22 protein-coding genes are annotated in these 21,146 nt (G+C 70.2%); 9 read left to right on the forward strand and 13 right to left on the reverse strand.

Annotated elements, in window-relative coordinates; genetic code table 11:
- Nucleotides 1-24 precede the first annotated feature (24 nt).
- The gene (locus tag ACIBO2_RS02145; protein WP_358547595.1) at nucleotides 25-681 is read right to left on the reverse strand and encodes a response regulator transcription factor; all 657 of its coding nucleotides are present in this window, start codon (nucleotides 679-681) and stop codon (nucleotides 25-27) included.
- Nucleotides 678-1,823, reverse strand: a complete 1,146-nt coding sequence (locus tag ACIBO2_RS02150; RefSeq protein WP_358547592.1) for a sensor histidine kinase — start codon at nucleotides 1,821-1,823, stop codon at nucleotides 678-680. Before ACIBO2_RS02150 ends, ACIBO2_RS02145 begins: the two co-directional genes overlap by 4 nt.
- A 119-nt stretch (nucleotides 1,824-1,942) precedes the next feature.
- On the opposite strand from ACIBO2_RS02150, the gene ACIBO2_RS02155 reads away from it, so the two are divergent.
- Nucleotides 1,943-3,040 (forward strand): DUF418 domain-containing protein, encoded by a 1,098-nt coding sequence (locus tag ACIBO2_RS02155; RefSeq protein WP_397294889.1) that lies wholly within the window; start codon nucleotides 1,943-1,945, stop codon nucleotides 3,038-3,040.
- 5 nt (nucleotides 3,041-3,045) lie between these two features.
- Here ACIBO2_RS02155 and ACIBO2_RS02160 read toward each other — a convergent pair whose 3' ends face one another.
- Entirely contained in the window at nucleotides 3,046-3,549 is a 504-nt protein-coding gene (locus ACIBO2_RS02160; protein ID WP_358547585.1) for a nucleotidyltransferase domain-containing protein, read from the reverse strand.
- An 85-nt stretch (nucleotides 3,550-3,634) separates the two neighbouring features.
- Here ACIBO2_RS02160 and ACIBO2_RS02165 point away from each other — a divergent pair, with 85 nt between their 5' ends.
- Both ACIBO2_RS02165 and ACIBO2_RS02170 read left to right on the forward strand, forming a co-directional pair.
- Nucleotides 3,635-4,036, forward strand: coding sequence for a helix-turn-helix transcriptional regulator (locus ACIBO2_RS02165; protein WP_358547582.1), 402 nt, complete (start codon nucleotides 3,635-3,637; stop codon nucleotides 4,034-4,036).
- Complete coding sequence (locus ACIBO2_RS02170; protein WP_358547579.1) at nucleotides 4,033-4,983, forward strand: hypothetical protein; 951 nt, start codon at nucleotides 4,033-4,035, stop codon at nucleotides 4,981-4,983. Before ACIBO2_RS02165 ends, ACIBO2_RS02170 begins: the two co-directional genes overlap by 4 nt.
- Nucleotides 4,984-5,068: 85 nt before the next feature.
- Here ACIBO2_RS02170 and ACIBO2_RS02175 read toward each other — a convergent pair whose 3' ends face one another.
- Entirely contained in the window at nucleotides 5,069-5,248 is a 180-nt protein-coding gene (locus ACIBO2_RS02175) for a hypothetical protein (protein WP_397294892.1), read from the reverse strand.
- Nucleotides 5,249-5,317: 69 nt separating this feature from the next.
- Between ACIBO2_RS02175 and ACIBO2_RS02180 the strand changes: the two genes are divergently transcribed.
- The gene (locus ACIBO2_RS02180) at nucleotides 5,318-5,875 is read left to right on the forward strand and encodes a hypothetical protein (RefSeq protein ID WP_397294894.1); all 558 of its coding nucleotides are present in this window, start codon (nucleotides 5,318-5,320) and stop codon (nucleotides 5,873-5,875) included.
- Here the strand turns inward: ACIBO2_RS02180 and ACIBO2_RS02185 are convergent.
- Entirely contained in the window at nucleotides 5,856-6,338 is a 483-nt protein-coding gene (locus ACIBO2_RS02185) for a hypothetical protein (protein ID WP_358547571.1), read from the reverse strand. The genes ACIBO2_RS02180 and ACIBO2_RS02185 overlap by 20 nt on opposite strands.
- A gap of 167 nt (nucleotides 6,339-6,505) precedes the next feature.
- Here ACIBO2_RS02185 and ACIBO2_RS02190 point away from each other — a divergent pair, with 167 nt between their 5' ends.
- Together ACIBO2_RS02190 and ACIBO2_RS02195 are read left to right on the forward strand one after the other, a co-directional pair.
- Nucleotides 6,506-9,715: an ATP-binding protein gene (locus tag ACIBO2_RS02190; RefSeq protein WP_397294896.1), complete on the forward strand. Its 3,210-nt coding sequence runs from the start codon at nucleotides 6,506-6,508 to the stop codon at nucleotides 9,713-9,715.
- A 92-nt stretch (nucleotides 9,716-9,807) separates the two neighbouring features.
- Nucleotides 9,808-10,128 (forward strand): cupin domain-containing protein, encoded by a 321-nt coding sequence (locus ACIBO2_RS02195; protein ID WP_397294898.1) that lies wholly within the window; start codon nucleotides 9,808-9,810, stop codon nucleotides 10,126-10,128.
- A 270-nt stretch (nucleotides 10,129-10,398) separates the two neighbouring features.
- Here the strand turns inward: ACIBO2_RS02195 and ACIBO2_RS02200 are convergent, their stop codons facing one another.
- The 3 genes from ACIBO2_RS02200 to ACIBO2_RS02210 all read right to left on the reverse strand — a co-directional run bounded on the left by ACIBO2_RS02200 (nucleotide 10,399) and on the right by ACIBO2_RS02210 (nucleotide 13,952).
- Entirely contained in the window at nucleotides 10,399-11,898 is a 1,500-nt protein-coding gene (locus ACIBO2_RS02200; protein ID WP_397294901.1) for an ATP-binding protein, read from the reverse strand.
- A 294-nt stretch (nucleotides 11,899-12,192) separates the two neighbouring features.
- Nucleotides 12,193-12,843: a response regulator transcription factor gene (locus ACIBO2_RS02205; protein WP_357647582.1), complete on the reverse strand. Its 651-nt coding sequence runs from the start codon at nucleotides 12,841-12,843 to the stop codon at nucleotides 12,193-12,195.
- On the reverse strand, nucleotides 12,840-13,952 hold the full coding sequence (locus ACIBO2_RS02210) for a sensor histidine kinase (protein WP_397294903.1): 1,113 nt from the start codon (nucleotides 13,950-13,952) through the stop codon (nucleotides 12,840-12,842). The genes ACIBO2_RS02205 and ACIBO2_RS02210 overlap by 4 nt, the downstream gene beginning before the upstream one ends.
- Before the next feature lie 93 nt (nucleotides 13,953-14,045).
- Here ACIBO2_RS02210 and ggt point away from each other — a divergent pair, with 93 nt between their 5' ends.
- On the forward strand, nucleotides 14,046-15,776 hold the full coding sequence (gene ggt, locus ACIBO2_RS02215; RefSeq protein WP_358547556.1) for a gamma-glutamyltransferase: 1,731 nt from the start codon (nucleotides 14,046-14,048) through the stop codon (nucleotides 15,774-15,776).
- On the opposite strand, the gene ACIBO2_RS02220 is transcribed toward ggt, so the two are convergent.
- Nucleotides 15,773-17,227: a flavin-containing monooxygenase gene (locus ACIBO2_RS02220; RefSeq protein WP_397294906.1), complete on the reverse strand. Its 1,455-nt coding sequence runs from the start codon at nucleotides 17,225-17,227 to the stop codon at nucleotides 15,773-15,775. The two genes, ggt and ACIBO2_RS02220, sit on opposite strands and share 4 nt — an antisense overlap.
- Before the next feature lie 162 nt (nucleotides 17,228-17,389).
- A complete protein-coding gene (locus ACIBO2_RS02225; RefSeq protein ID WP_357941520.1) occupies nucleotides 17,390-17,560 on the reverse strand; it encodes a hypothetical protein in 171 nt (56 codons plus the stop codon).
- A gap of 105 nt (nucleotides 17,561-17,665) precedes the next feature.
- Between ACIBO2_RS02225 and ACIBO2_RS02230 the strand changes: the two genes are divergently transcribed.
- Both ACIBO2_RS02230 and ACIBO2_RS02235 read left to right on the forward strand, forming a co-directional pair.
- A complete protein-coding gene (locus tag ACIBO2_RS02230) occupies nucleotides 17,666-18,451 on the forward strand; it encodes an SURF1 family protein (RefSeq protein WP_397294908.1) in 786 nt (261 codons plus the stop codon).
- Nucleotides 18,452-18,453: 2 nt separating this feature from the next.
- Nucleotides 18,454-18,765, forward strand: a complete 312-nt coding sequence (locus ACIBO2_RS02235; RefSeq protein WP_358547548.1) for a DUF3817 domain-containing protein — start codon at nucleotides 18,454-18,456, stop codon at nucleotides 18,763-18,765.
- A gap of 26 nt (nucleotides 18,766-18,791) precedes the next feature.
- Here the strand turns inward: ACIBO2_RS02235 and ACIBO2_RS02240 are convergent, their stop codons facing one another.
- The 3 genes from ACIBO2_RS02240 to ACIBO2_RS02250 all read right to left on the reverse strand — a co-directional run bounded on the left by ACIBO2_RS02240 (nucleotide 18,792) and on the right by ACIBO2_RS02250 (nucleotide 21,106).
- Nucleotides 18,792-18,986 carry a hypothetical protein gene (locus ACIBO2_RS02240; RefSeq protein ID WP_358425485.1) on the reverse strand — a complete coding sequence of 65 codons (195 nt, stop codon included), beginning with the start codon at nucleotides 18,984-18,986 and terminating at the stop codon, nucleotides 18,792-18,794.
- Between the two features lie 117 nt (nucleotides 18,987-19,103).
- Entirely contained in the window at nucleotides 19,104-20,207 is a 1,104-nt protein-coding gene (locus ACIBO2_RS02245) for a protein kinase (RefSeq protein WP_358547544.1), read from the reverse strand.
- 44 nt (nucleotides 20,208-20,251) lie between these two features.
- Nucleotides 20,252-21,106, reverse strand: coding sequence for an arylamine N-acetyltransferase (locus tag ACIBO2_RS02250; RefSeq protein WP_358547541.1), 855 nt, complete (start codon nucleotides 21,104-21,106; stop codon nucleotides 20,252-20,254).
- Nucleotides 21,107-21,146: the final 40 nt, after the last annotated feature.

Genomic DNA, 21,146 nt, shown 5'->3' on the forward strand with positions numbered 1-21,146 from the left:
GGGCGCTGATCCAGGAAGCAGCTTTTAGGCGGTGCCCACGATGCGGTGCTCCCACGCCCAGGCGGCGATCTCGACTCGGTTGCGCATCTGGAGTTTGGCCTGGATGGCAGTGACGTGACCTTTGACCGTGCTCACCGAGATGAACAGCTCGGTGGCGATCTCCTGGTTGGTACGACCCGCGGCGATGGCCCGGACGACTTCGGTCTCTCGTTGGGACAGCGGCGCGGCGGCTCCGCCAGTGGGCGGCCCTCCGGAAGCGGTGAGGTGGCGCAGGAGCCGCAGCGTGATCGACGGGGAGATCAGCGCGTCTCCGGCGTGCGCGGCCCGGACGGCCTCGACGAGCAGGGCGGGCCCGGCGTCCTTCAGGATGAAGCCGGCCGCTCCGCCGCGTAGCGCGCCGTAGACGTACTCGTCCAGGTCGAAGGTGGTGACCACGATCACCCGCAGCGGGTCGGGAACGTGGGGGCCGGCCAGCTCGCGGGTGGCCTCGATGCCGTCCAGGCGGGGCATCTGGATGTCCACCAGGCACACGTCCGGGCGCAGTCTCCGGGCCAGGGCGACCGCCTCGGCGCCGTCGGCGGCCTCGCCGACCACGCTGATGTCGGGCTGGTCTTCCAGGATGATGCGCAGGCTGGCGCGGATCATCGCCTGGTCGTCGGCCAGCAGGACCCGAATGGTCATCGGAGCCTGCTCACGGAAGCGGCTGTGGAGATGGGCAGGGTGGCGAGTACGGACCAGCCGGCTCCGCGGCGCGGACCGACGCTGAGCGTGCCGCCGAGGGCTTCGACGCGTTCGCGCATCCCGATCAGGCCGTACCCGCCCCGGTGGGGGTAGGAGGTCACGCCCGGCGGGGCGTCGTCGACGACCCGCACTCTGACGGCGTCCTGGTCTCGGGTGACGGTGACTGTGACGTGGCGGGCGTTCGGGGCGTGGCGGGAGATGTTGGTCAGCGACTCCTGTACGACCCGGTAGACGGTACGGGCCACTTCGGGCGGCCACTCTGACTCCCCGTCGGGCAAGCTCAAACGCACCGCGAGGCCGTGGCCGTCGAACCGTTTGACGAGCTCGCCAAGCTGTTCGTCGGAGTGCGTTTTGTCGTTGTCGGTGGCGTCGCGCAGCAGGCCGACCACGCGACGGGTCGCGGCCAGCGCGTCGGACCCGGCGGCCTCGATGTCGGCCAGGGAGCCTTCCGCCGTGTGCGGCCGCTTGCGGGCCAGGAGCTGGCCGGCCTGGGCCTGGAGCACGATGGAGGTGATGTGATGGGCGACGACGTCGTGCAGCTCGCGGGCCAGCTCCAGACGCTCGTTACGACGTACCCGCTCGGCCATGGCCCGGCGCCGGGCGGCCAGCAGCCGCGGCCCCAGCCCGGCCACCAGCGCGGCCAGCCACGCCGCGCCGTTCAGCACCGCCACCACCGAGCCGGTGGAGAAGACGAACGCGGCCAGCAGCCCACCGGCGACCACCGCGCCACCGCCGGCCGCGACGGCGCCCGCCCACCAGACCGGCAGCACTCTGACCGCGGAGCCGACCAGCACCGACAGGCCCAACGCCATGGCGGGCCCCGGCTCACTCGGCAGCCCGGCCAGCCGGGCGACCACGATGGCGAGCGCCGCGACGGCCAGACCCGCGATGGCCGCCCACAACCGCCCGCGTCGGCGCACCAGAGCCAGCCCGCACACCACCGCCCCCGCCACGCAGCCGAACTGCCAGTAGGCGCCACCCCAACTGTCGGCGATCCGGTACGCCTGGAAGGCGAGCGCCGCCGCGAACCCGACGCCGAGCCCGGCATCGACCGCGAACCCGACCCACCCGCGACCCCTCACATCGCTCAGGCTAGGAGATTGCCACCCCGCACCGAACCAGCCGAAAGTACCGTCAAGCACTGCGTAACCCTGCTTTCGCCCGATGCCCGGCACCGGACCGGGCCCGCAGGATGAGCCTCATGCCACATCAAGATCCCTATTTGGCGCCGAAGGACACGGACCTGACCGAGCCTGAGGGCCGCCGCGCATCCGCCGGCGGGCGCCCGGCTCCATCCGGCGGCCGGGCGATGACCTCCTCCAGCCGCCCACGCATCGGCGCGCTCGACGTGATCCGCGGATTCGCGCTGTGCGGGATCCTGCTGGCCAACGTCCAGCCGATAGCCAGCCTCGGCGGCCCGGTCGTGACCCATGGGTCGCCGACGGTGGGGGATGCGTGGATGGGGCTGCTCGTCGAGCAGCGCTTCTTCCCGATCTTCTCCCTGCTGTTCGGCGTCGGGTTCTCGCTGCTGCTGGAGTCCTCCGCGGGCCGTACCGCTCACCCGCGGGTGCTCCTGCTGCGCCGACTGCTGGTGCTGCTCGCGCTCGGTCTGGTGCACCACTTCCTGCTGTGGCAGGGCGACATCCTGACCATCTACGCCATCGTCGGCCTGGCGATACTGCTGCCCTCGACCTGGCTGCCGCGCTGGGCCGTGGCCGGCCTGGCCGCCGCGCTCCTCGCGGTCTCGCCGATCCTCGGAAGCGGCTTCTTCGGCCTGGTCCCCGGGCTGTTCCTGCTGGGCTCGGCACTGACCCGGTACGGGGTGATCGAGCGGATCGAGCACTCCACCCGGGTGCCGCTCGTTTTGGGCACGGCCCTGGCGGTGGTGGCGGCGCCTGTCCTGTGGTGGCAGGTCGGGCTGCGGTCCGACGACCCCGGCTTCGGCTTCTCGATGGGCGTGGGCGGGCTGCTGGTCGCCGGTTTCTACATATGCGCTCTGCTGGTCCTACTCCGGACGCCGCTCCGACCGGCGCTGCAGGCCATCTACGCGCCACTGGGCAGGATGGCGCTGACCAACTATCTGACCGCCACGATCCTCGTCCTAACTGTTCAGCGCGTCATCGGTGGCTCGCCGGACAACTGGTCCTTGACGATGGTGGTCGGGATCGCCGCTGCCATTCTCTGCACTCAGTGGGTGTGGTCTACTCTCTGGCTGCGCCGATACCGCTTCGGGCCCCTCGAGTGGCTCTGGCGCTGGGCCACCTGGGGCCACCGCCCACTCCTACGCCACACTCCCTGAGGGTCCTAGAAGTGGGTGGCGATACCGAATGCCTCGCGCAGCCGGGCCATGTCATGGAGATCACGGTCGCGGGGCTGGTATCCCTGATGGAAGGCGACCTGCTGGGCGGCCGAGAGGCAGCCCACCCGGACGTTCTCGATCATGCCGGTGGTGAAGGCGTCCGCGGGATAGACGAAGACGCCTCCATGGTCGTTGGCTTGCTGGACAGCGGAGCCGTCCAGGTCGAACCGCAGCGGATGAAGGTCCAGCTCGTGACCATGGCGGTCCTTCATGACGAAACGAACAGGCCGGCCCGGCTGGGCATCGGGCTGCTCGGCGAACCCGGCGGTCGCCAGCGTGTCGATCAGCAGCGGCTCCTGCTCGACACGGTGCAACAGGTCAAGGTCGTGGTGCTCACGGGTGACCTTGCCGACCAGGGCGTCGACGCCCCATCCACCGGCCACCCACACCTGGCACCCCACTTGATGTAGCAGCGCCAGCACCCGCAGCGTCACACTCGTCGCCATCATGAGGGCAATTCTGTCCTCCCGCGCCGACGTGCCCGCCGCGGATGCGGGTTGCGCCTTGATCTGATCATCGGTATATATCGTTGGCATGAGCTTCAGGGCTATGCAGGAACCGACGTTCCTCATCTTGACCGCGCTCGCGGCGGGGCCGCAGCACGGATACGGCATCATCACCGACGTTGTGCGGATTTCCGGCGAGCGGGTGCGGCTTCGGGCCGGCACCCTGTACGCCGCCCTCGACCGGCTCCAGACGGAAGGGCTGGTGGCGGCCGATCAGGAGGAGGTCGTGGACGGGCGGGCCCGACGCTACTACCGGCTGACACCGGACGGTGAGCTTCGGCTGGCAGCGGAGGCCGAGCAACTGCGGCACAACGCGGACACGGCTACGGCTCGGCTGCGCGCCAGGGGCGTGCGGCAGGGGCTCGGGGAGTTGGGGTCGGTGTTCAGCGGGCTGCCGGCGGTGTTCGGCGAGCTGGGGAGGGCACAGTGACGTTCCTGGAACAGCGCTATCGGCGACTGCTCGCCCGGTGGTATCCGGCGGAGCACCGGGCACTGCACGAGGAGGAGATGATCGCGGTGCTGGTGGCGAGCGCGGAGCCCGGCCGGCAACGGCCCGGGGTGCGGGACACGTTCGACCTGGTACGTGGTGGGCTGACCATCCGAGTACAGCGCGGAGCGGGTCCCCACTGGCGAGAGGCGGTCAACGTGGCCGCGCTCATCGCGCCCGTCGCGCTCCTTCTGACGGCCCTCGCCCGGGCCGTCCTGTACGGGGCGCTGGCGTGGCCGGGGCCGCTCGTGGCGGACGAGCTCTGGCAACTCCTGAAGCTGGTCTCGTACGCCCTGCCGTACGGGGTCGTGGTGTGGTTGGCCTGGCGTGGGAGAGGCGGTGCGGCTGCCGCTTGCGCGTGGGCATACGCACTGGTGATCGCCTGGATCGTCGTGCAGCGTGATCTGACCTGGTCGTCCACGTACGTGGTGACCGATGGGGTGATTCTGGTCGGCGGCGTTCCTGTCGATTTCGGTGGGCTGGCGATGTCGGTGCTGCCTCCGAGCTTGTGCGGGGTGATGTTGCTCCTCGCGCCGTCGCCCGGACCCGGCTCGCTGGGGAGCCGGCGGCTGCCGGCGTGGATGGGGATGGTATTCGGCGGTTCGGTGGTCGGTGCAGCGATCTCACCCCGGTGGGGTTACCCGTTCATGTGGGCGGTGGCGATGGTGGCCGCCGTGATGGCGCTGCGGTCGCCGGTCGGCCGCCGTGCTCTGGTGGTGCTGCTGCCGATGGCGGGCGTATACGTGGGAGGGCTTCCGGGAGCCGGGCAGCTGGCGAACGCGGCGGTGCTGGGGGTGTTGGCGGCGGTGGTGCTGGGGGTGACGGCCTGGGTGGCCCGGGTCGCGGGCAAGAGTACCGGCGGGGCCCCGACCAGTTCGGTCGGCGGGTGACCATGGTGGATTCGGTGGCTCGCGAAGATTCGTCGGACCGGCTGCGGTTGGTCATTGGCATGCCGGAGAGGGCCGCGCGGTTCCCTTAAGGGGACAGGATGCGGATGGTTTCCGCCAAACGCCGCGCCTCGTTCCGGTCGACGGCAAGATCGATGGGCTTGCCCTTCTTCCAGGTCGTGACCGGCGAGGTCGGCGGCTGGTCGATGAGCGCGGTGATCGGCGGCCAGGCTTTGGCGACTGGCTGGGCGAATACCGTCGATGTCACCCGTACGAGGCAGCGGCCGAGGTCAGCATCGGGACGCTCTACAACCGCTTCCCCACGCGGGGTGCCCTGGTGGAGGCGGTCTTCGAGGATCGAAGGGCGGCCGTGGCCGAGCTGGCCGAGCAGGCGCTGGCGATGGACGACGCCTGCGACGGGTTCGTCGCGTTCCTGACCGGCGTGTGCGAGCTGCAGGCCGCCGACCTCGGCTACAACGACCTCGCCGCACGGGGAGCGGCGGTGGACGGAAATCGCGGGTACGGCCTGATGCGCGAGATCCTCGAACGCGCCCAGCGATCCGGGGACCTGCGGAGCGACATCACACTCGCCGACCTGGCCTTCGTGCTCTGGGGCGTGGCGGCGACCGTCAAGGCCACGTACGCGGTGGCGCCCGGAGCCTGGCGGCGGCACCGCGCCCTGGCCCTGGACGGCCTGCGCGCCGTCGCCGCCCGGCCCTTGCCCGCCCCGCCGATGTCCCACCGCGCAGACCCGCGCCGCGATGCGGGCGTGCTGACGTTCTCTTGGCCCATCTTGGACGGTGACGGAGCGACCCGCTATCCGAAGGTGAAGGCCCTGCCTCGGGACCACGGCAGGGCCTTCACGTTCGGGCGGGTTACAGCCCGGTCACTCTGAACCTGAGGTTGTATTCGTAGTAGCTGTCATGGGTGCCGGAGATGATGCCCCCGACGATGACGGACTGGCCGGTGGAGAGCCCGGCGCAGGTGGAGCCGTACACGATGTACGTGCCGAGGTTGAAACCGGACTTGACGATCGGCGGCTGGACCTCGCGCAGGTTGAAGGCCAACGACGAGCTGCTGCTGAGGTTGACGCTCGCGTAGTCGAAGTCCACCGGGTCGGCGTCGCTGCCGGCGTTCATGTTGACCCAGCTGCTGGGGAACAGTCTCGATCCGACCTCGAGCCTGAGCTCGTCCTTGCCGTCGACCTCGTCCACGGCGGACGCGTCGAGGTCGTAGAACGCGACCGAGCAGTTCGCGGCCGAGGTGGTCGCGCCGGCGGTCGGGGCCGCGGCCACCACTGCCGGGACGGTCAGTCCCACGGCCAGGGCGAGCGCGGGGATCAGCTTCTGAGAGCGCATGCTGCTTCTCCTTTGGAGAGGATCGCGTCTCGTGGTGAAACGCGGCATCAGAGTGCGGCAGGCAGCGTGAGCACATCGTTAGAGCGCTGGTCAGTGGCGTAGAGCACGTTCCGTGCACGCCTTTTTCCGTAGTCGCGCGGCGGAGACGCGCCTACCGTGCTGCAGCTATGGGAGACTCGCTGACCCTGCTGTTGCTGGGCCCGCCTGAGCTGGCCGTCGGAGCGCGGCCGGTGGGCATCCGCTCCGCCAAGACCCGCGCCCTGCTCTGCTACCTCGCCACCACACCGGGCCCGCGCCCGCGCGCCGAGCTGGCCGGGCTGCTGTGGGGCGAGCGGCCGGACGCCAACGCCCGCGGCAGTCTGCGCCTGGCGCTGTCGGAGCTGCGCAAGGAGGTGGGCGGGTGGCTGGACATCACCCGCGACCACGTACGGTTCCGCCCCGGCGGCTGCTACGTGGACCACGGACGCCTGGCCGAGACGGCGACCGTGGCAGAGGCATTGCGGTTGTGGCGGGGCGACTTCATGGACGGGGTGTGGTTCTGCGACGCCCCGGCCTTCGGCGGGTGGCTGGAGTCGGAGCGCGGGCGGGCCCGGCTGCGGCTGCGCGAGCTGCTGCTGCGCTCCGGCTCCGCGCCTCCGGCCGATCTCGTACGGCTGGCACGCCTGGTGGCCGGGCTGGACCCGTACGACGAGGAGGCGCACCGCCTGTTGATGGCGGCCCTGGCCGCGGCGGGCAACCGGGCGGCGGCCCTGGCCTGCTACGACGACCTGCGGCTGCGGCTGGCCGACGAACTGGGTGTCGAGCCCGCGCCGGAGACCGCCGCGGCCAGGCGGCGCCTGCTCACCCAGCGGACGGCCGTCCGGCGCGCGCCCCTGCCAGTGCCCAGCACGGAGCTGTACGGCCGGGAGGTGGAGCTGGGGCGGCTGCGTACACTGCTGGCCGCCGAACGCCTGGTCACCCTGCTGGGCCCGGGCGGCGTCGGCAAGACCCGCCTGGCCATCGCCGCCGCTTCGGACTCGGCCCGTTTCGTCTCCTTCGCCGGGGTACGCCCGGAGGCGGCCGTCACCACGCTCGCCCGCCGCCTCGGCGTGGACCTCACGCCGCAGCGCCCCGCCCTGGACCTGCTCCTGGCGGCGCTGGCCCGGCAGGAGGTCCTCCTGGTGCTGGACAACCTCGAGCATCTGCCCGCCTTCGACGCGGTCATCGGGAGCGTCCTGCGTACGGCCCCCGGCGTGCGGGTCCTGGCGACGAGCAGGCGGCGGCTCGACCTGCCCGGTCAGGTGACGTACGAGGTGGCGGGCCTGCCGGGACCGGCGGCCGAGGCCCTGTTCGCGGCCAGGGCGACGCGGGCGCAACCGGCGTTCGACGCCGACCGGGACGCCGCCGCCGTGGCCGCGATCTGCGCCGCCACCGGCGGTCTGCCGCTGGCCATCGAGCTGGCGGCCGGGCTGCTGCGGGCCGTGCCGCCCGCCGAGCTGGGCCGCCACCTTGGCGTGGACCCCGGCCTGCTGTCGGCCGCGGGACCGGCGGCCCGGTCGCGGCACGCCTGCATGCGTACGGTGTTCGAGACCTCCTGGCGGCTCCTCGACCCGGCCGGGCAGAAGGCGCTGGCGGCGCTGGCGGTGTTCGGCGGCGGCTGCACCCTGCCCGCGGCGCTGGAGGTGGCCAGGACCGGGCCGCACGTGCTGGTCCGGCTGGTCGACCAGAGCATGATCGAGCTCACCCCCGCCGGACGGTACGTCATCCACCCGCTCATCCAGCAGCTCGCTGCCGCGCACTTGTCGCCGGGCGAGCGGCGGGCGGCGCGGGAGCGGCACGCCGCGTACTTCTCGCGCCTGCTCGACCGGCACGCCGCCGCCCTGCAGGATGCCTCGGACGCGGAGGTGACCCGCGTGCTGGGGGCGGAGATGGACAACATCCGGCTGGCCTGGGCGGTGTCCGGGGAGCCTGGATTCCTGGACAACTATTGGGTGTTGTGCCTGCGGCTGCGGCTGTACGAGGAGTCGGGGGCCGTCGTACGGCTGCATCTGGCCCGTACGCCCGAGGCTCCCCGCCTGCGGGCGCGATGGTTGCGGATGGCGTGCGTGAGCGAGCATCAGCTTGCCCGGGAGCGGGAGGCGTACCGGCTGGTCAGGGCGGCGCTCGACACGGTGGGCAGGCCGCTGCCGGCCTCCCGGCCCGGCCTGGTCGCCGCCACCCTGACGGCCGCCGCGCGCCAGGTCCTCCATCGGGTCCTGCCGGTGCCCCGGTCGGAGCGGGACGCCGAGGTGGCGCAGGCATTGACGTTCCTGGCCCGGCTGGCCTACCACCAGCAGGACGTGCCTACGATGCTGGCGGTCTCGTTGCGCCAGCTCAACGCCGCCGACCGTACCTCCGCCCCGGACCTGCGCGCGGAGGCGTACGCGAACTTCGCCACCATCGCCCGCGTCGCCGGTCGCCACCACCTGGCCCATCGCTACGGCGCGCTCGCCGACAGGGCGCTGACCGGCATCGCGCATCCCACGGAGCCCGCGAGCCGCGCCCGCCTGGCCCGGGGCCTGGACCAGCTCTCGGCGGGAGAGTTCGAAGCGGCCCGGGGGTCGTTCGCCGAGTGCCGGGCCAGGACATTGGACCCCCGGGTGGCCGAGAACTGCGCGGGCATGCTCGCGGAGACGGCCCTCTGGCGGGGCGACTTCGAGCAGGCCGTGAACCTGTACGCCGCCACAGCGGAACAGGCGGCGAGCCGGGTCGGCGGCGACATCGGCCGCCACTGGTGCCTGACGGGCCAGGCCGAGGCTCTGCTGCGGATCGAGGGGACCAGGCTCGATCGGGTCGCCGAGGTGCTGGCGGCGGCCCGCGCCTCGACCGAACGCCGCCGCGCCCACGAGCAGCGCCTCGGCCTGCGGGACGGCGCGGTCATGCCGGTGATCCAGGAGTTGCGCCTGCTCACAGCCTCGGCTCGCCTGATCGCGGCTTGTTTGATGGCAGATGGTCGGCGAGAGGTTCTCGCGGTCCGTCTGATGGCGGACGACCCGCGGGAGGCGCTGGCCCGGGCGCTGGATCTGGCCGCCCGCCTGCCGAAGGCCCAGCGCGGCATGCTGGAGTGCTGGTCGGGGCTGGCCGAGCTGCTCTGCCACATGTCCCCGGACCCGGACCCCGCGACGGCCCGGAGGCTCCACCGGCACCTCGCCGAGTACCAGGCTCGCCATCCGGGAGCCGCCGCCCGCATCGGCTGGGCCCGCGCGCTCGTCCTGGCCGCCGCGGGCGAGCGGCGGGCGGCGGCGAAGGCGGCCGGGCAGGCGGTACGGGCGGCCGAACGCCTGTCTGCACCGTACGACCTGCGCCGGGCCCAGGAGGTGGCCGCCCGGCTCGGGGGCGCGGCCGCGGGGCCGCGCTGAAGCGGTCCGCCATCGAGACCCTCGACGCGCTCGCGATCGCCCTGCGCGTCCCGCTGACCGACCTCCTGGCCCGCGACACCGACCCGGGACCGGTGTACGTACCGGGCACCGACCTGGCCGCCGGCGAAGTGGGACGCGAGCTGCTGCGCCGTATCAGCAGCGGCAACAGCCTGGAGATCTGGCGGCTGCGCATGCCCCCCGGCACGCAGCTGGACGGCGTGCCGCACGCGACCGGCACCATCGAGCACCTGCTCGTCTCCTCCGGCCACCTCACCGCCGGACCCGCCGACGCCCCCACCGACCTGCGCTCCGGTGACCTGCTCGCCTTCGCGGGAGACGCCCCGCACATCTACCGCACCGGCCCTGAGGCGGCCGACGTCACCGTCGTCATCGCCTCGCCCATCATCAGCTGAAAGACACCCTGAACACGAGCGCCACCGTCGGCGTCGCACCTCCACCGAGCACGACGTCGACAAGGTTCAGAGTCTGCTATGACGGAACGTCTGGCACCATCTATTCGGTGGGTGCCCAGCGTTATATGAGCGCCGAGGTGGAATACACGGGTAACAATTTCGGCATGCTGCGGGCGCGTTCGACGGACACCGGGGATTGGGAGCTGTTCTACTGATCGCCTGGTCATGGCCTGGGCGATGACCAGGCGGCCTGAGAAACGGCTGCACCCATCAAACCCGCAGAAGGGTGACCTGGCGGCCGGACGGTGTGGTGGCCTGCTCGAATCCGCCTCGTTCTTTCCAGGGTGGGGCTTCGGGGCGCCGGTCGAAGATCACTAGTACGCCGGTGGTGAGGGTGAGCCGGTCCAGGTATCGGTCGAGCTGTGCGAGGCCGTCGGGCTTAGGGTCGTTTTCGCTGGCTCGCCAGACTTTCAGCTCCATGGCTTCCCGTTGCACCTGCCGCTCGCCTTCGGGGCCGGTGTAGGGCCAGCGGACCAGTACGTCCAGGCGCTTGGTGCCGGCGGCGTACTCCCGGTCGAGTTGGCCTCCGCCGTTGACGAGGCGGTGCAGGAAGGCCATGAGGATGATCTGGCAGGCGGCCTCGTGGTAGCCCTCCTGCTGGATGAGGACTTCGCCGTGTTCGCGCCAGAACACGACGAACTCCTCCAGCAGCCGTGGCAGGTCGAAACGGCCGTCCGGCATGACGAAACTGTGCGGGTCGGCGCGCACCAGCCGCTCCGTGCGATTGCCCAGAACCCGGAGCAGAACTTCTCGATAGATGGGGTTGGCGATCTCCAAATTCGTGGTGTCACGGATGAGGCCCAGATCGTAGACGTAGGAGGCGTCGTCGTCGAAGGTGTCGTCGTAGGCGTCGTCCATCCCCGGCGACATGCCCGCCACGATCGGTTCGATCACCCGCTTGACCCGAGGCTCGTGCAGCCGGGCGACCAGGGCGTCCAGGTGAGTGGCGCGCGCCCGGATCAAGCGCTCCTTGGCCTCGTCCACTTGGGCGGTGGTGATGGTGCCGTTCACCTCCATCTCAATGGTGATCTCATGGGCGAGGGCGTTGACCAGCCAGGGTTGTCCCTGTGTCAGCTCGAAGGCCCGGTCCACCGCGTCTTTGGTGAATTCCTGGCCGGTCGCCTGCGTGTGCTGGCCGTACAGCTCGTCGATCTGGTCGGCGGTGAAATCGTCCAGGCGCAGTGACTTGGTGATGATGTTGAACGGGCTGGCCGGGTTGGACTGGCCGGGATCGCCGCCCGAGGCGACCTTGTAGTCACGCAGATCGCGCAACCCGCACAGCACCACGGAGACGGGGAACGGATAGCCTTCTGGCCGCGCGTTGTGGCCGTCGCGCAGTTGGCTGAGGATGCTGACCAGGCTGTTGCCCTGTAGGGCGTCGATTTCATCCATGAACAGCACCACCCGGTGCGGGCAGTGGCGGCACCACTCGCTCAGCGCCTCAACGAACCGGCTTCCCGGTGTGACTCGCGGCCATGGGTCCGGCGGCAAGAGCGCGTCGGGCCAGCCCGACCGCTTGGCAGCCGCGCGGAGGGAGTCCAGCAGAAGTGATTCCGCGCGGGCGAAGTCGTCACCGGCCGCCTTGGCACGCTCGCAGGAGAACATCAGAGCGGCGATATCGCCCTCTGCGGTCAGCTCGGAGGCCAGCGTGCGCAGCGTGGTCGTCTTCCCGGTCTGCCGGGGCGCGTGCAGCACGAAATAGCGATCCATCTCGATGAGTACCCGTGCCCCGGGAAGCCGTGGCGTGGGGGATAGCATGTAATGGCGTCGCGGGTCGCAGGGGCCGGCGGTGTTAAAAGATCTCGCTCGGGGTGGCCGCATGGTCACATTCTGCCATCGCATTGCCGCTCGGGTCCGGCCAGTCGGAACCATGTCAGTGGGCCGGTGACGGTGATGTGCTCCAGATGGCGGATGAGCATGTCGATCGGGGATCACGGCACCCCCCACTGAACACAGTCTGAGCCCCATTGTGCGAAGCGCCGACCAGGCGAAGGCCGTGCTTGTCTATAGCCAGCCGGGTTTCACCAGGCCGGATTCGTAGGCGATGACGACGAGTTGGGCGCGGTCGCGGGCGTGGAGTTTCATCATGGCTCGGCTGACGTGCGTCTTCGCCGTGGCGGGGGACATGAAGAGGTCCGCGGCTATCTCGTCGTTCGTCTTGCCGGTGCCTACCAGTGACAGGACTTCGCGTTCGCGGTCCGTCAGTTGGTCCAGGTGGTGGTTGGTGGCCGAGGGTTCCTTGGCGCGGGTGGCGTACTCGGCGATCAGGCGGCGGGTGACGCTGGGGGACAGAAGGGCTTCGCCGGCCGCGACCACGCGGACCGCCTGGATGAGCTCCGCCGGTTCCGTGTCCTTGACGAGGAAGCCGCTGGCGCCGCCGCGCAGGGCCTCGAAGACGTACTCGTCCAGCTCGAACGTTGTCAGGATGATGACGCGCGGGCCCGGTGGCATCTGGCGGGTGGCGGCCAGGCCGTCGGTGCCGGGCATGCGGATGTCCATGAGCACCACGTCCGGCTCGTGCTCGCGTGACAGGCGTACCGCCTCGGCGCCGTCGGCGGCCTCCGCGACCACCGTCATGTCAGGCTGGGCATCCAGCAGGGCCTTGAAGCCCGCCCGGACGAGAGCCTGGTCGTCGGCCAGTACGAGCTTGATCATGAGGTCTCCTCGGGGAGGGGCAGTGTGGCCTCGACCTGGAAGCCGCTGCCTGCCGGGCCGGCGGTCAGGGTGCCGCCGAGGGCTGAGGCGCGTTCGCGCATGCCGGGGATGCCGTTGCCGCTGCCTGCCTCCGTCAGTACGGCCGGTTTCGTCGCGCCCGTGTCCGTGACCAGGATGCCCAGCGCGCCTGTGCCGTACTCGAGCCGGACCGTCACCCGCGCCCCGGGCGCGTGGCGGGCGGCGTTCGTGAGGGCTTCCTGGATGATCCGGTACGCGGCGCGTTCGAGCTGCGGCGGCAGCGGCCGGGAGCCGACGCGTTTGAGCGTCACGTCCAGGCCGGAGCGTGCCACGAGTTCGTCGAGGCGGTCGAGCCCGGCCGTGGGGGAGCGGGGCGCGCCTTCGCGCAGCACGTTGAGGACTGAGCGCATCTCGCCGAGAACCTCCTTGGAGGCGGACTTGATGGTGGTCAGGGCGGTACGGGCCTGCTCGGGCTGATCGTCCATGAGATGCAGGGCGGTGGACGCCTGGACGTGGATCAGCGAGATGTTGTGCGCCAGTACGTCGTGCAGCTCCTGCGCCATCGTCAGCCGCTCCTCGCTGGCCTGTCGCCTCGACTCCTCCTCGACGACCCGCTGGTGCTCGGCACGCCGCTCACTGCGGATCCTGACCAGCTCGGCGATCACCATGAACAGCAGGATGAACGCGGTGATCGCCAGCGTGTGGAAGATCCAAAGGCCCTGGTTGCCCCCCAAAGAGGCATAAATCAGGAAAACGGCGAGCGTGACCCCCGAGAGGATCCACGCGACCAGCCGCCGACCCCTGAGGACGAGCGACCCGAGCATGTATATCGGCGCCAGAAAAACCGGCCCATACGGATAGCCAACCACCACATACGCATATGTCGCCAAAAGCGTGACGGCGGTCGAAAGAACGGGAAATTTCCGGCGGGCCACGATCGCTGCCGGCCCCACCAGCAGCAACACGTACGCCAGCGAATCCAGCGGCGCCCTGAAATCCCGCTGCCCCCAGGCCGCCCCCTGCGACAGCACCACCTGGATCACCGCGACGACCAAAGCGACGTAGACGTCGTTTCCCGGCTTCTTTCGCACCCCCCAACGCTAGGCCACCCGCTTGACCTGCGCATCATCCTCGCGCCGCAGGGGGGCCTACCACGATGGGCGTACCTGGGCCATCGTGGACACATGCGCCGAGTGATCGTTCCTGCAGCAGCAGCAATCCTCATCTCGCTGGCCTCCACCCCAGCACTGGCCACTCCCACACCGCAGCAGAAGGCCCCCGTCGCCGAGGGGTACGGCGGTGCGGTCGCCACGGTGGACTTCGACGCCAGCAAGGCCGCCATCGCCGTACTCAAACAGGGCGGCAACGCCATGGACGCGGCCGTCGCCGCCGGCGCCGTGCTCGGCGTGACCGAGCCCTACTCCTCGGGCCTGACCGGGGGCGGCTTCATGGTCTACTACGACGCCCGCAGCCGCAGGGTGGTCACACTGGACGGCCGCGAGACCGCCCCGAAGGCCATGACCGCCACCACGCTGGAGGGCATCCCGTTCGACGAGGGCGTCACCAGCGGCCTGTCGGCCGGCATCCCCGGCACGCTCGCGCAGTGGGACGTGGCCCTGCGGAAGTACGGCACGCTCTCGCTGAAGCAGGCGCTCCAGCCCGCCATCGAGGTGGCGTCCAAGGGCTTCGTCGTCGACCAGACCTTCTACGACCAGACCGCCGCGAACCTCGCCCGCTTCAAGGACATCACCTCCACCGCCAAGCTCTACCTCCCGAACGGCGCCCCGCCGCCCGTCGGCTCCGTCTTCAAGAACCCCGAACTCGCCGCCACCTACCGCGAGCTGGGCAAACGCGGAATCAGCTGGCTGTACGACGGACAGCTCGGCAAGGAGATCGTCGCCACGGTCAAGCAGCCGCCCGTCACCCCCGGCGCCACCCGCAACGTACGGCCGGGCCTGATGGAGCTGTCCGACCTGCGCGCCTACCGGGTGCTCCAGCGCGACCCCACGCGCGTGGACTACAACGGCATGCAGGTGTACGGCATGGCGCCGCCCTCCTCCGGTGGCTCGACCGTGGGCGAAGCGCTCAACATCCTGGAGGCCCTGCCGAGCGTCGGCCTGCACGAATACCTGGAGGCCTCCCGCCTGGCCTTCGCCGACCGCAACAAGTACGTCGGCGACATCCCGAACGTGCCGCTCAAGGAGCTGCTGTCCGACGGCTTCGCCAAGGAACGCGCCTGCCTGATCGGCGACAAGGCGATGGCCAACCCCGCTCCCCCCGGCAACCCCGACGGCAGCTATGAGGCGTGCGCCACCCCGGCGGGCACGGCCACGGCGACCACCGACGAAGGCCCCGAGACGACCCACATGACCATCACCGACCGGTGGGGCAACGTGGTCGCCTACAACCTGACGATCGAGTCCACCGGCGGCAACGGCATCGTGGTCCCGGGGCGCGGGGTGCTGCTCAACAACGAGCTCACGGACTTCACCTTCGGCCCCGCCCCCGGTGACCCGAACCTGCCGGCCCCCGGCAAGCGCCCGCGCTCGTCGATGGCGCCGACGCTGATCTTCGCCCATGGCCGGCCGGTGCTGGCGGCCGGTTCGCCGGGCGGCTCGACGATCATCACGACCGTGCTGCAGATCCTGGTCAACCGCTTCGAGCTGGGCATGAGCCTGCCCGACGCGGTCGCCGCGCCGCGGGCCACGCAGCGCAACACCGAGCAGACGCTGGCCGAGCAGGCCTTCCTCGACAAGTACCGGGCCGAGTTGGAGGCGCGCGGGCACAAGCTCGCACTGACCACGGAGATCGGCGCGGCCACCGCGCTGGAGTTCCTGGGCCGGGGCAAGGTGCAGGCGGTCGCCGAACCGGTCCGGCGGGGCGGCGGCAGTGCCCTGGTGGTGAAACCCGGCTAGTAGATCAGTTCGTACGCGCCGGGCTTCATCTTCCGGGTACGCGCCCAGTACTCGAAGGTGAAGCCCGGCCACAGCGTCCGGTTCACCCCGTGCTCGTCCAGATACCAGGACCGGCAGCCGCCCGCGTTCCACACCAGCGGGTCGAGCCGTTCGCGCAGCCGCCGGTTGAACGCCCGCTGCCGTCCCGGCTTGACGTCGATGGCCCTGGCCTGGGTCTTGGAGAGCAGCCGCAGGCAGTCCATCACGTAGCGGACCTGCGACTCGATCATGAAGACGACCGAGTTGTGGCCGAGGCCGGTGTTCGGGCCGAGCAGGAAGAACAGGTTCGGGAACCCGGCAGTGGAGATGCCGTAATAGGTCTCGATGCCGTCCTGCCAGGCGTCCTGGATCTTCAGCCCGTCGCGGCCCACGATGCGCTGCCGCTGGAGCGCCTCGGTCACCTTGAACCCGGTGCCGTAGACGATCACGTCCACCTCGTGCTCGACCCCGGCGACGTCGACGATCGAGTGCTCCCTGATCTCGGCGATCCCGTCGGTGACCAGCGAGACGTTCGGCCGGGTCAGCGCCGGATAGTAGTCGCTGGACAGCAGGATGCGCTTGCAGCCGATCGTGTAGTCGGGCGTCAGCCGCTCACGCAACTCCGGGTCGGGAATCTGCCTCTCCAGGTGCTTGAGTGCCGCTTGCTCGGACGCCTTCATCAGCTTCGGGTCGAGGGTGAAGCCCAGCGCCCTGGTCTCCAGCAGCCAATAGATGGCGTTGCGGACCGTCCTGGCGGCGCCCGGCAACCGCATGAGCCGCTGTGCCCAGGGCGAGAAGCCGAAGTCCGGTTTGGGGTGGATCCAGGGTGGTGTGCGCTGGAACACGGTGAGCCGCGCCGCGCGTTCCGCGATCCGCGGCACGAACTGGATGGCCGAGGCCCCGGTGCCGATGACCGCGACGCGCTTGCCGGCCAGATCGACCGAGTGATCCCACTCGGCGGAGTGGAAGGCCGCCCCCGCAAAAACCTCACGTCCCGAAATTTCGGGGAATGATGGGATGTGTAGGGCGCCGATGCCCGACACCACGGCATTCGTCCGCAGGGTCTCGCCGTCGTCCGTGGTCACCGCCCACCGGCGGTCAAGGTCGTCGTACTCCAGCGCGACGACGCGCTTGCCGTACCGGAAATGCGGGGTGATGCCATGCTTCTCGCCGCACGCCCGCAGGTAGTCCCAGATCTCCTCCTGCGGGGAGAACATCCGCGACCAGCCGGGATTGAGGTCGAACGAGTAGGAGTACATGGGCGACGGCACGTCGCACGCGCAGCCGGGATAGGTGTTGTCGCGCCAGGTGCCACCCAGGTCGGCGGCCTTCTCCAGGATGACGAAGTCGTGGTAGCCGGCGGCCTTGAGCTTGATCGCCATGCCGATCCCGGCGAAGCCCGAACCGATGATCACTATTCCTGGCTCGTCCACTGCTCCTCCGCGTTATTAGACGACTCGTCCAATGTAATGAGAGGCGTCCAGGTCCGTCCAGGGTGACCCATATCACACCGACTGGTCGGTATGTTACCTGCCCTCAGGGCACACGAAAAGCGCCGAGAGCGGGTGGCCGTCGGCGCTCTGAAGTGCGCGGGGTTAGCGCAGGAGCAGGAAGGCCGCGACGCCGATGATCACGACGACGGCGATCACCGCGACGATCGGCAGAATGGGGGACTTCTTGCTCGGCGCCGCCTCCTGCTCGGACCGCTGCGCGAACGCGCGGAACTGCTGAGTGTTGCCGGCAGGGTCGATATGCTGGTCAGACATGTCCAGCAGCTTAGCGTGATCGTCTGGTGCGCTTGCCGCTTTTGGTGTGATCTGTGGACATGGGCTGATTAGGGGACCGGCCTGGTGGCCGGATAGCTTTGAAGCATGCTCCGGACCCTGTTCTCCCCACGCGTGGTGGGGTTGCACCTGCTGACGATCGGGGTCCTGATCGCGTTCATCCTGCTCGGGCGCTGGCAGCTCGGCGTGTTCCAGGATTCCGGCAAGCCGCACGCGGTCACCGATCCCGCCGCCGTCGGTGTCGCCACGCTGTCCCAGGTGGGTGCGCAGCTGACCGGGCCCGCCGTGGGCCGCAAGGTCTCGGCGGAGGGCGTCTACGACGCGCCGCGCCAGTTGCTGGTGGCCGATCGGCCGGCCGATGTCGACGCGCCCGGCGGCAACGTCTCGCGCGACGAGGGCTACTGGGTCCTCACGCCGCTCCGGCTCGATGACGGCACGCTGGTGCCGGTCGTCCGCGGCTGGGTGGCCAAGGCCGGCGATCCGGCGGCGGCCGTGCCCGGTGGCAAGGTCGCAGTGACCGGGCGGCTGCGCCCGTCGCAAGGCACTGACAGCGTGCAGCGCCGCACCGAGGGGCTTCCCGCAGGGCAGGTGCAGACGGTGTCCACCGGTGAGCTGATCAACCTGTGGAGCGGGCAGAAGGTGCGCAACGGTTATGTCGTCGCCCAGCCCGCCTCGGGGCCGCTGACGCAGGTAAAGGTCCGGCCGCCGGTCGTCGGCGGGGAATTGACTTGGCGTAATCTCGCTTATGCCGCCAACTGGTGGATCTTCGCGGGGTTCGCCGTGTTCATGTGGTTCCACTTCGTACGCGATGCCGTGCGAGCGGATCGTGATCGGGACAGTGGCAAGTCCCCTGAGATGGTTCTGGAAGGTTAACGGTGGAATCGGCTCTGAAGCCCTTCCGGGTGCTCGCCTACATCGTCGGCGTGATGCTGCTCGTGCTCTGCGTGGCCATGGTGCTCCGATACGGCTTCGGCGTCGTGGGCCTGTCGAAGATCGTGGCGCCCATCCACGGCTTCCTCTACATGATCTACCTGATCACGGTGATGAACCTGGGGATGAAGGCGCGCTGGAGCTGGCCGTACATGCTGGGCATCATGCTCGGCGGCACGGTGCCGTTCCTGTCGTTCTACATCGAACGCCGGGTGACGAGCCGGGTGCACACGGCCCTGGCCGCGGCGGCGGCCTGAGGCCCCGCCGCGCGCCTTTTCTCGCCTTAGCTGCCGATGCCGCGTCTGCGGGCTCGCTTGAGCCGCTCGCGCTGCGACGGGTCGAGCATCAGGTAGCCGACCACCGGGGCGGCGACCACGCCGAGGACGACCAGCATGGTGATGAAGCCGGGCCCGAAGAAGATCAGCGAGAGCAGAACCGCGGCGCCTGCGCCGATGGCGTACTTCTGGACTGGTGACATCCTCAACTTCCTCCGTACGCGGAGCGCGCGCCCCGCCTCTCCCATTGTGCGTCTTGAGTCCAACGAGTGGACCACTCCAGTGGTTCCATTCGCGATATATCTTAAAAAATTCGTATCTCAAAACAGGTCCGCGACGGCCTTGAGGTCCTTACGGAGCGCGTCCGGCCCCGGCCGGTGCGCCGGGAACCCCGACAGCAGGCGGAACAGGACCGGCGCCAGCGCGCCCGCCTTGGCCAGCGGGGCGCCGGGCGCGGGCGGATGCCCCTCGACGGCCGCGAACAACGTGGCGCCCAGCGACCACAGGTCCGCCGCGGGTCCTGGCACGCGTTCTGGCGCCGTGTAGGCCGGGATCGTCGCCGGCATCACGGGCGCGTGCGACACCGGCGCGGGCACGGGCGTGGTGGCCAGCGTGGCCCGGCCGGCCGTGTCGATCAGGACGTTGCCCGGCTGTACGCCGCCGTGATGCGATCCCCGGGCGTGCAGGTCGGCCAGCTGGTCGAGTACGGCCAGCCCGATCTCGGCCACCCGGGCGGGCGGCAGCGGCCCGGCGGTGGCGAGTATGTGCCCGAGCGTCTGCTCCACGGCGAGCCGGTCGAGCATCCCGGCCACCACGTCGACCGGGGGCGGTCCGGTGGGCTCCAGCATGGCCCTGACCAGCCATCGGAAGGCGTCGGTGCTTTCCGCGGGAGCCCGCCCCGGCGGCCGGCCCTCGACGGCGAAGTGCAGCGTCGCGGCCATCGACCACATGTCGGCGGCCGGCCGCATGCCCAGCCCCGGCAGCCCGAACCCGGTGAGCACCGCCCGGCCCGTCGAGGTGAGCAGCACGTTGCCCGGATTGACCCGCCCGTGCACGATCCCCGTGTCATGAGCGGTCCGCAGCGCCGACAGCAGGCACACGCCCACCCGGGCGGCCTGCTGCACGGGCAAGGGGTGCCGCGAGTCCACGGTCTGCTCCAGCGAGGTGCCGGAGACGAACTCCATCACCAGCCACGGCTCGCCGTCCTCCACCACCACGTCGAGAACCGGTACGACGGAGGCATGCCGAAGCCCGGCGGCCCGCCGCGCGTCCTGCACCGCGGATCCGCGTAACTCGGCGGGCACACGTAGCTCCCTGACCGCGACGTCACGATGTTCTACCTCGTCGAACGCCAGTCGTACGGAACCCGCGCCCAAAGGGTTCAGCAGCCGGTAGCGACCGGCGAGCTTCTTGGTCTCTCCCATCCCGAGGTGCACGATATCGCCACGTTCTATGGCAAAGCCATGGGCTAGGCGTGGGTTCCTGACAGCCACTTCTCGTGCGCGTCGTGAACCTTCCCGAACAGGGCTTCTTTCTCTTCTTGCCGCACGTCGTCTAGGTGCAATCCGAACACGTCGGACAACGCGGAGTAGTAGTCACGAGCCGTGTGGAGAGTGATGGAATGGGCGCCGTTGCCCACGCGCGACAGGACGAGCCCGCGGAGGAGATCCACGCCGGAAGCGTCCCGCCGGGCGATCGTCGCGACCCGCACGAAACCCGATTCCGGCGACGTCGACAGGTGATGATGCATCGCAGTAAAAGCTGACATGTCGGTCGGGGTGGGGTCGAAGTCCATGCCCGGGAACGAGCCACTCGGGTCGTGGTCGAACCGCCAGCCTCCCGGCGCGACCTCGGAACGCCGCAGGCCGTACGAGAAAGGGCCCTGCCGGTAGACGCCCGCGACCAGCGGGAGCGGCTCGTGCAGCGCGTCGCCCAGCCCCAGGTCGGCCAGCCACTCGCCGCCCGGATTGTCGTCGGACGGCAGCCCGCGCACGGTGAGCACCAGGTGGTTGGCGGTGATGCCGGGCGCGCCGTTGGGGGCCTGCACGCCGCCCACGTGCCTGGTCACGTCGTAGCCGAGCTCCATGAGCAGCAGGGAGAACGCGCCGTTCAGGTGGTAGCAGTAGCCGCCGCGGCCGCCGATGATCCGCCCGGCCGATTCGGCGGGATCGACCGTGGTGGGACGGCCGAGCCAGATCTGCAGCGCCTCGTACGGCACCCGCTCGATGTGCGCGACGTGCAGCCGGCGCAGGTTCTCGGCCGTGGGCGGGGCGGTCAGCAGGTCGGGAAGCCCGAGGCGGCGCAGGTATCCGTCCGTGTTCACCGACCAAGTCTGCACCGGATATGCACAGATTGGGGAGTGC

Source organism: Nonomuraea sp. NPDC050022, from assembly GCF_044460705.1.
GTDB lineage: Bacteria > Actinomycetota > Actinomycetes > Streptosporangiales > Streptosporangiaceae > Nonomuraea.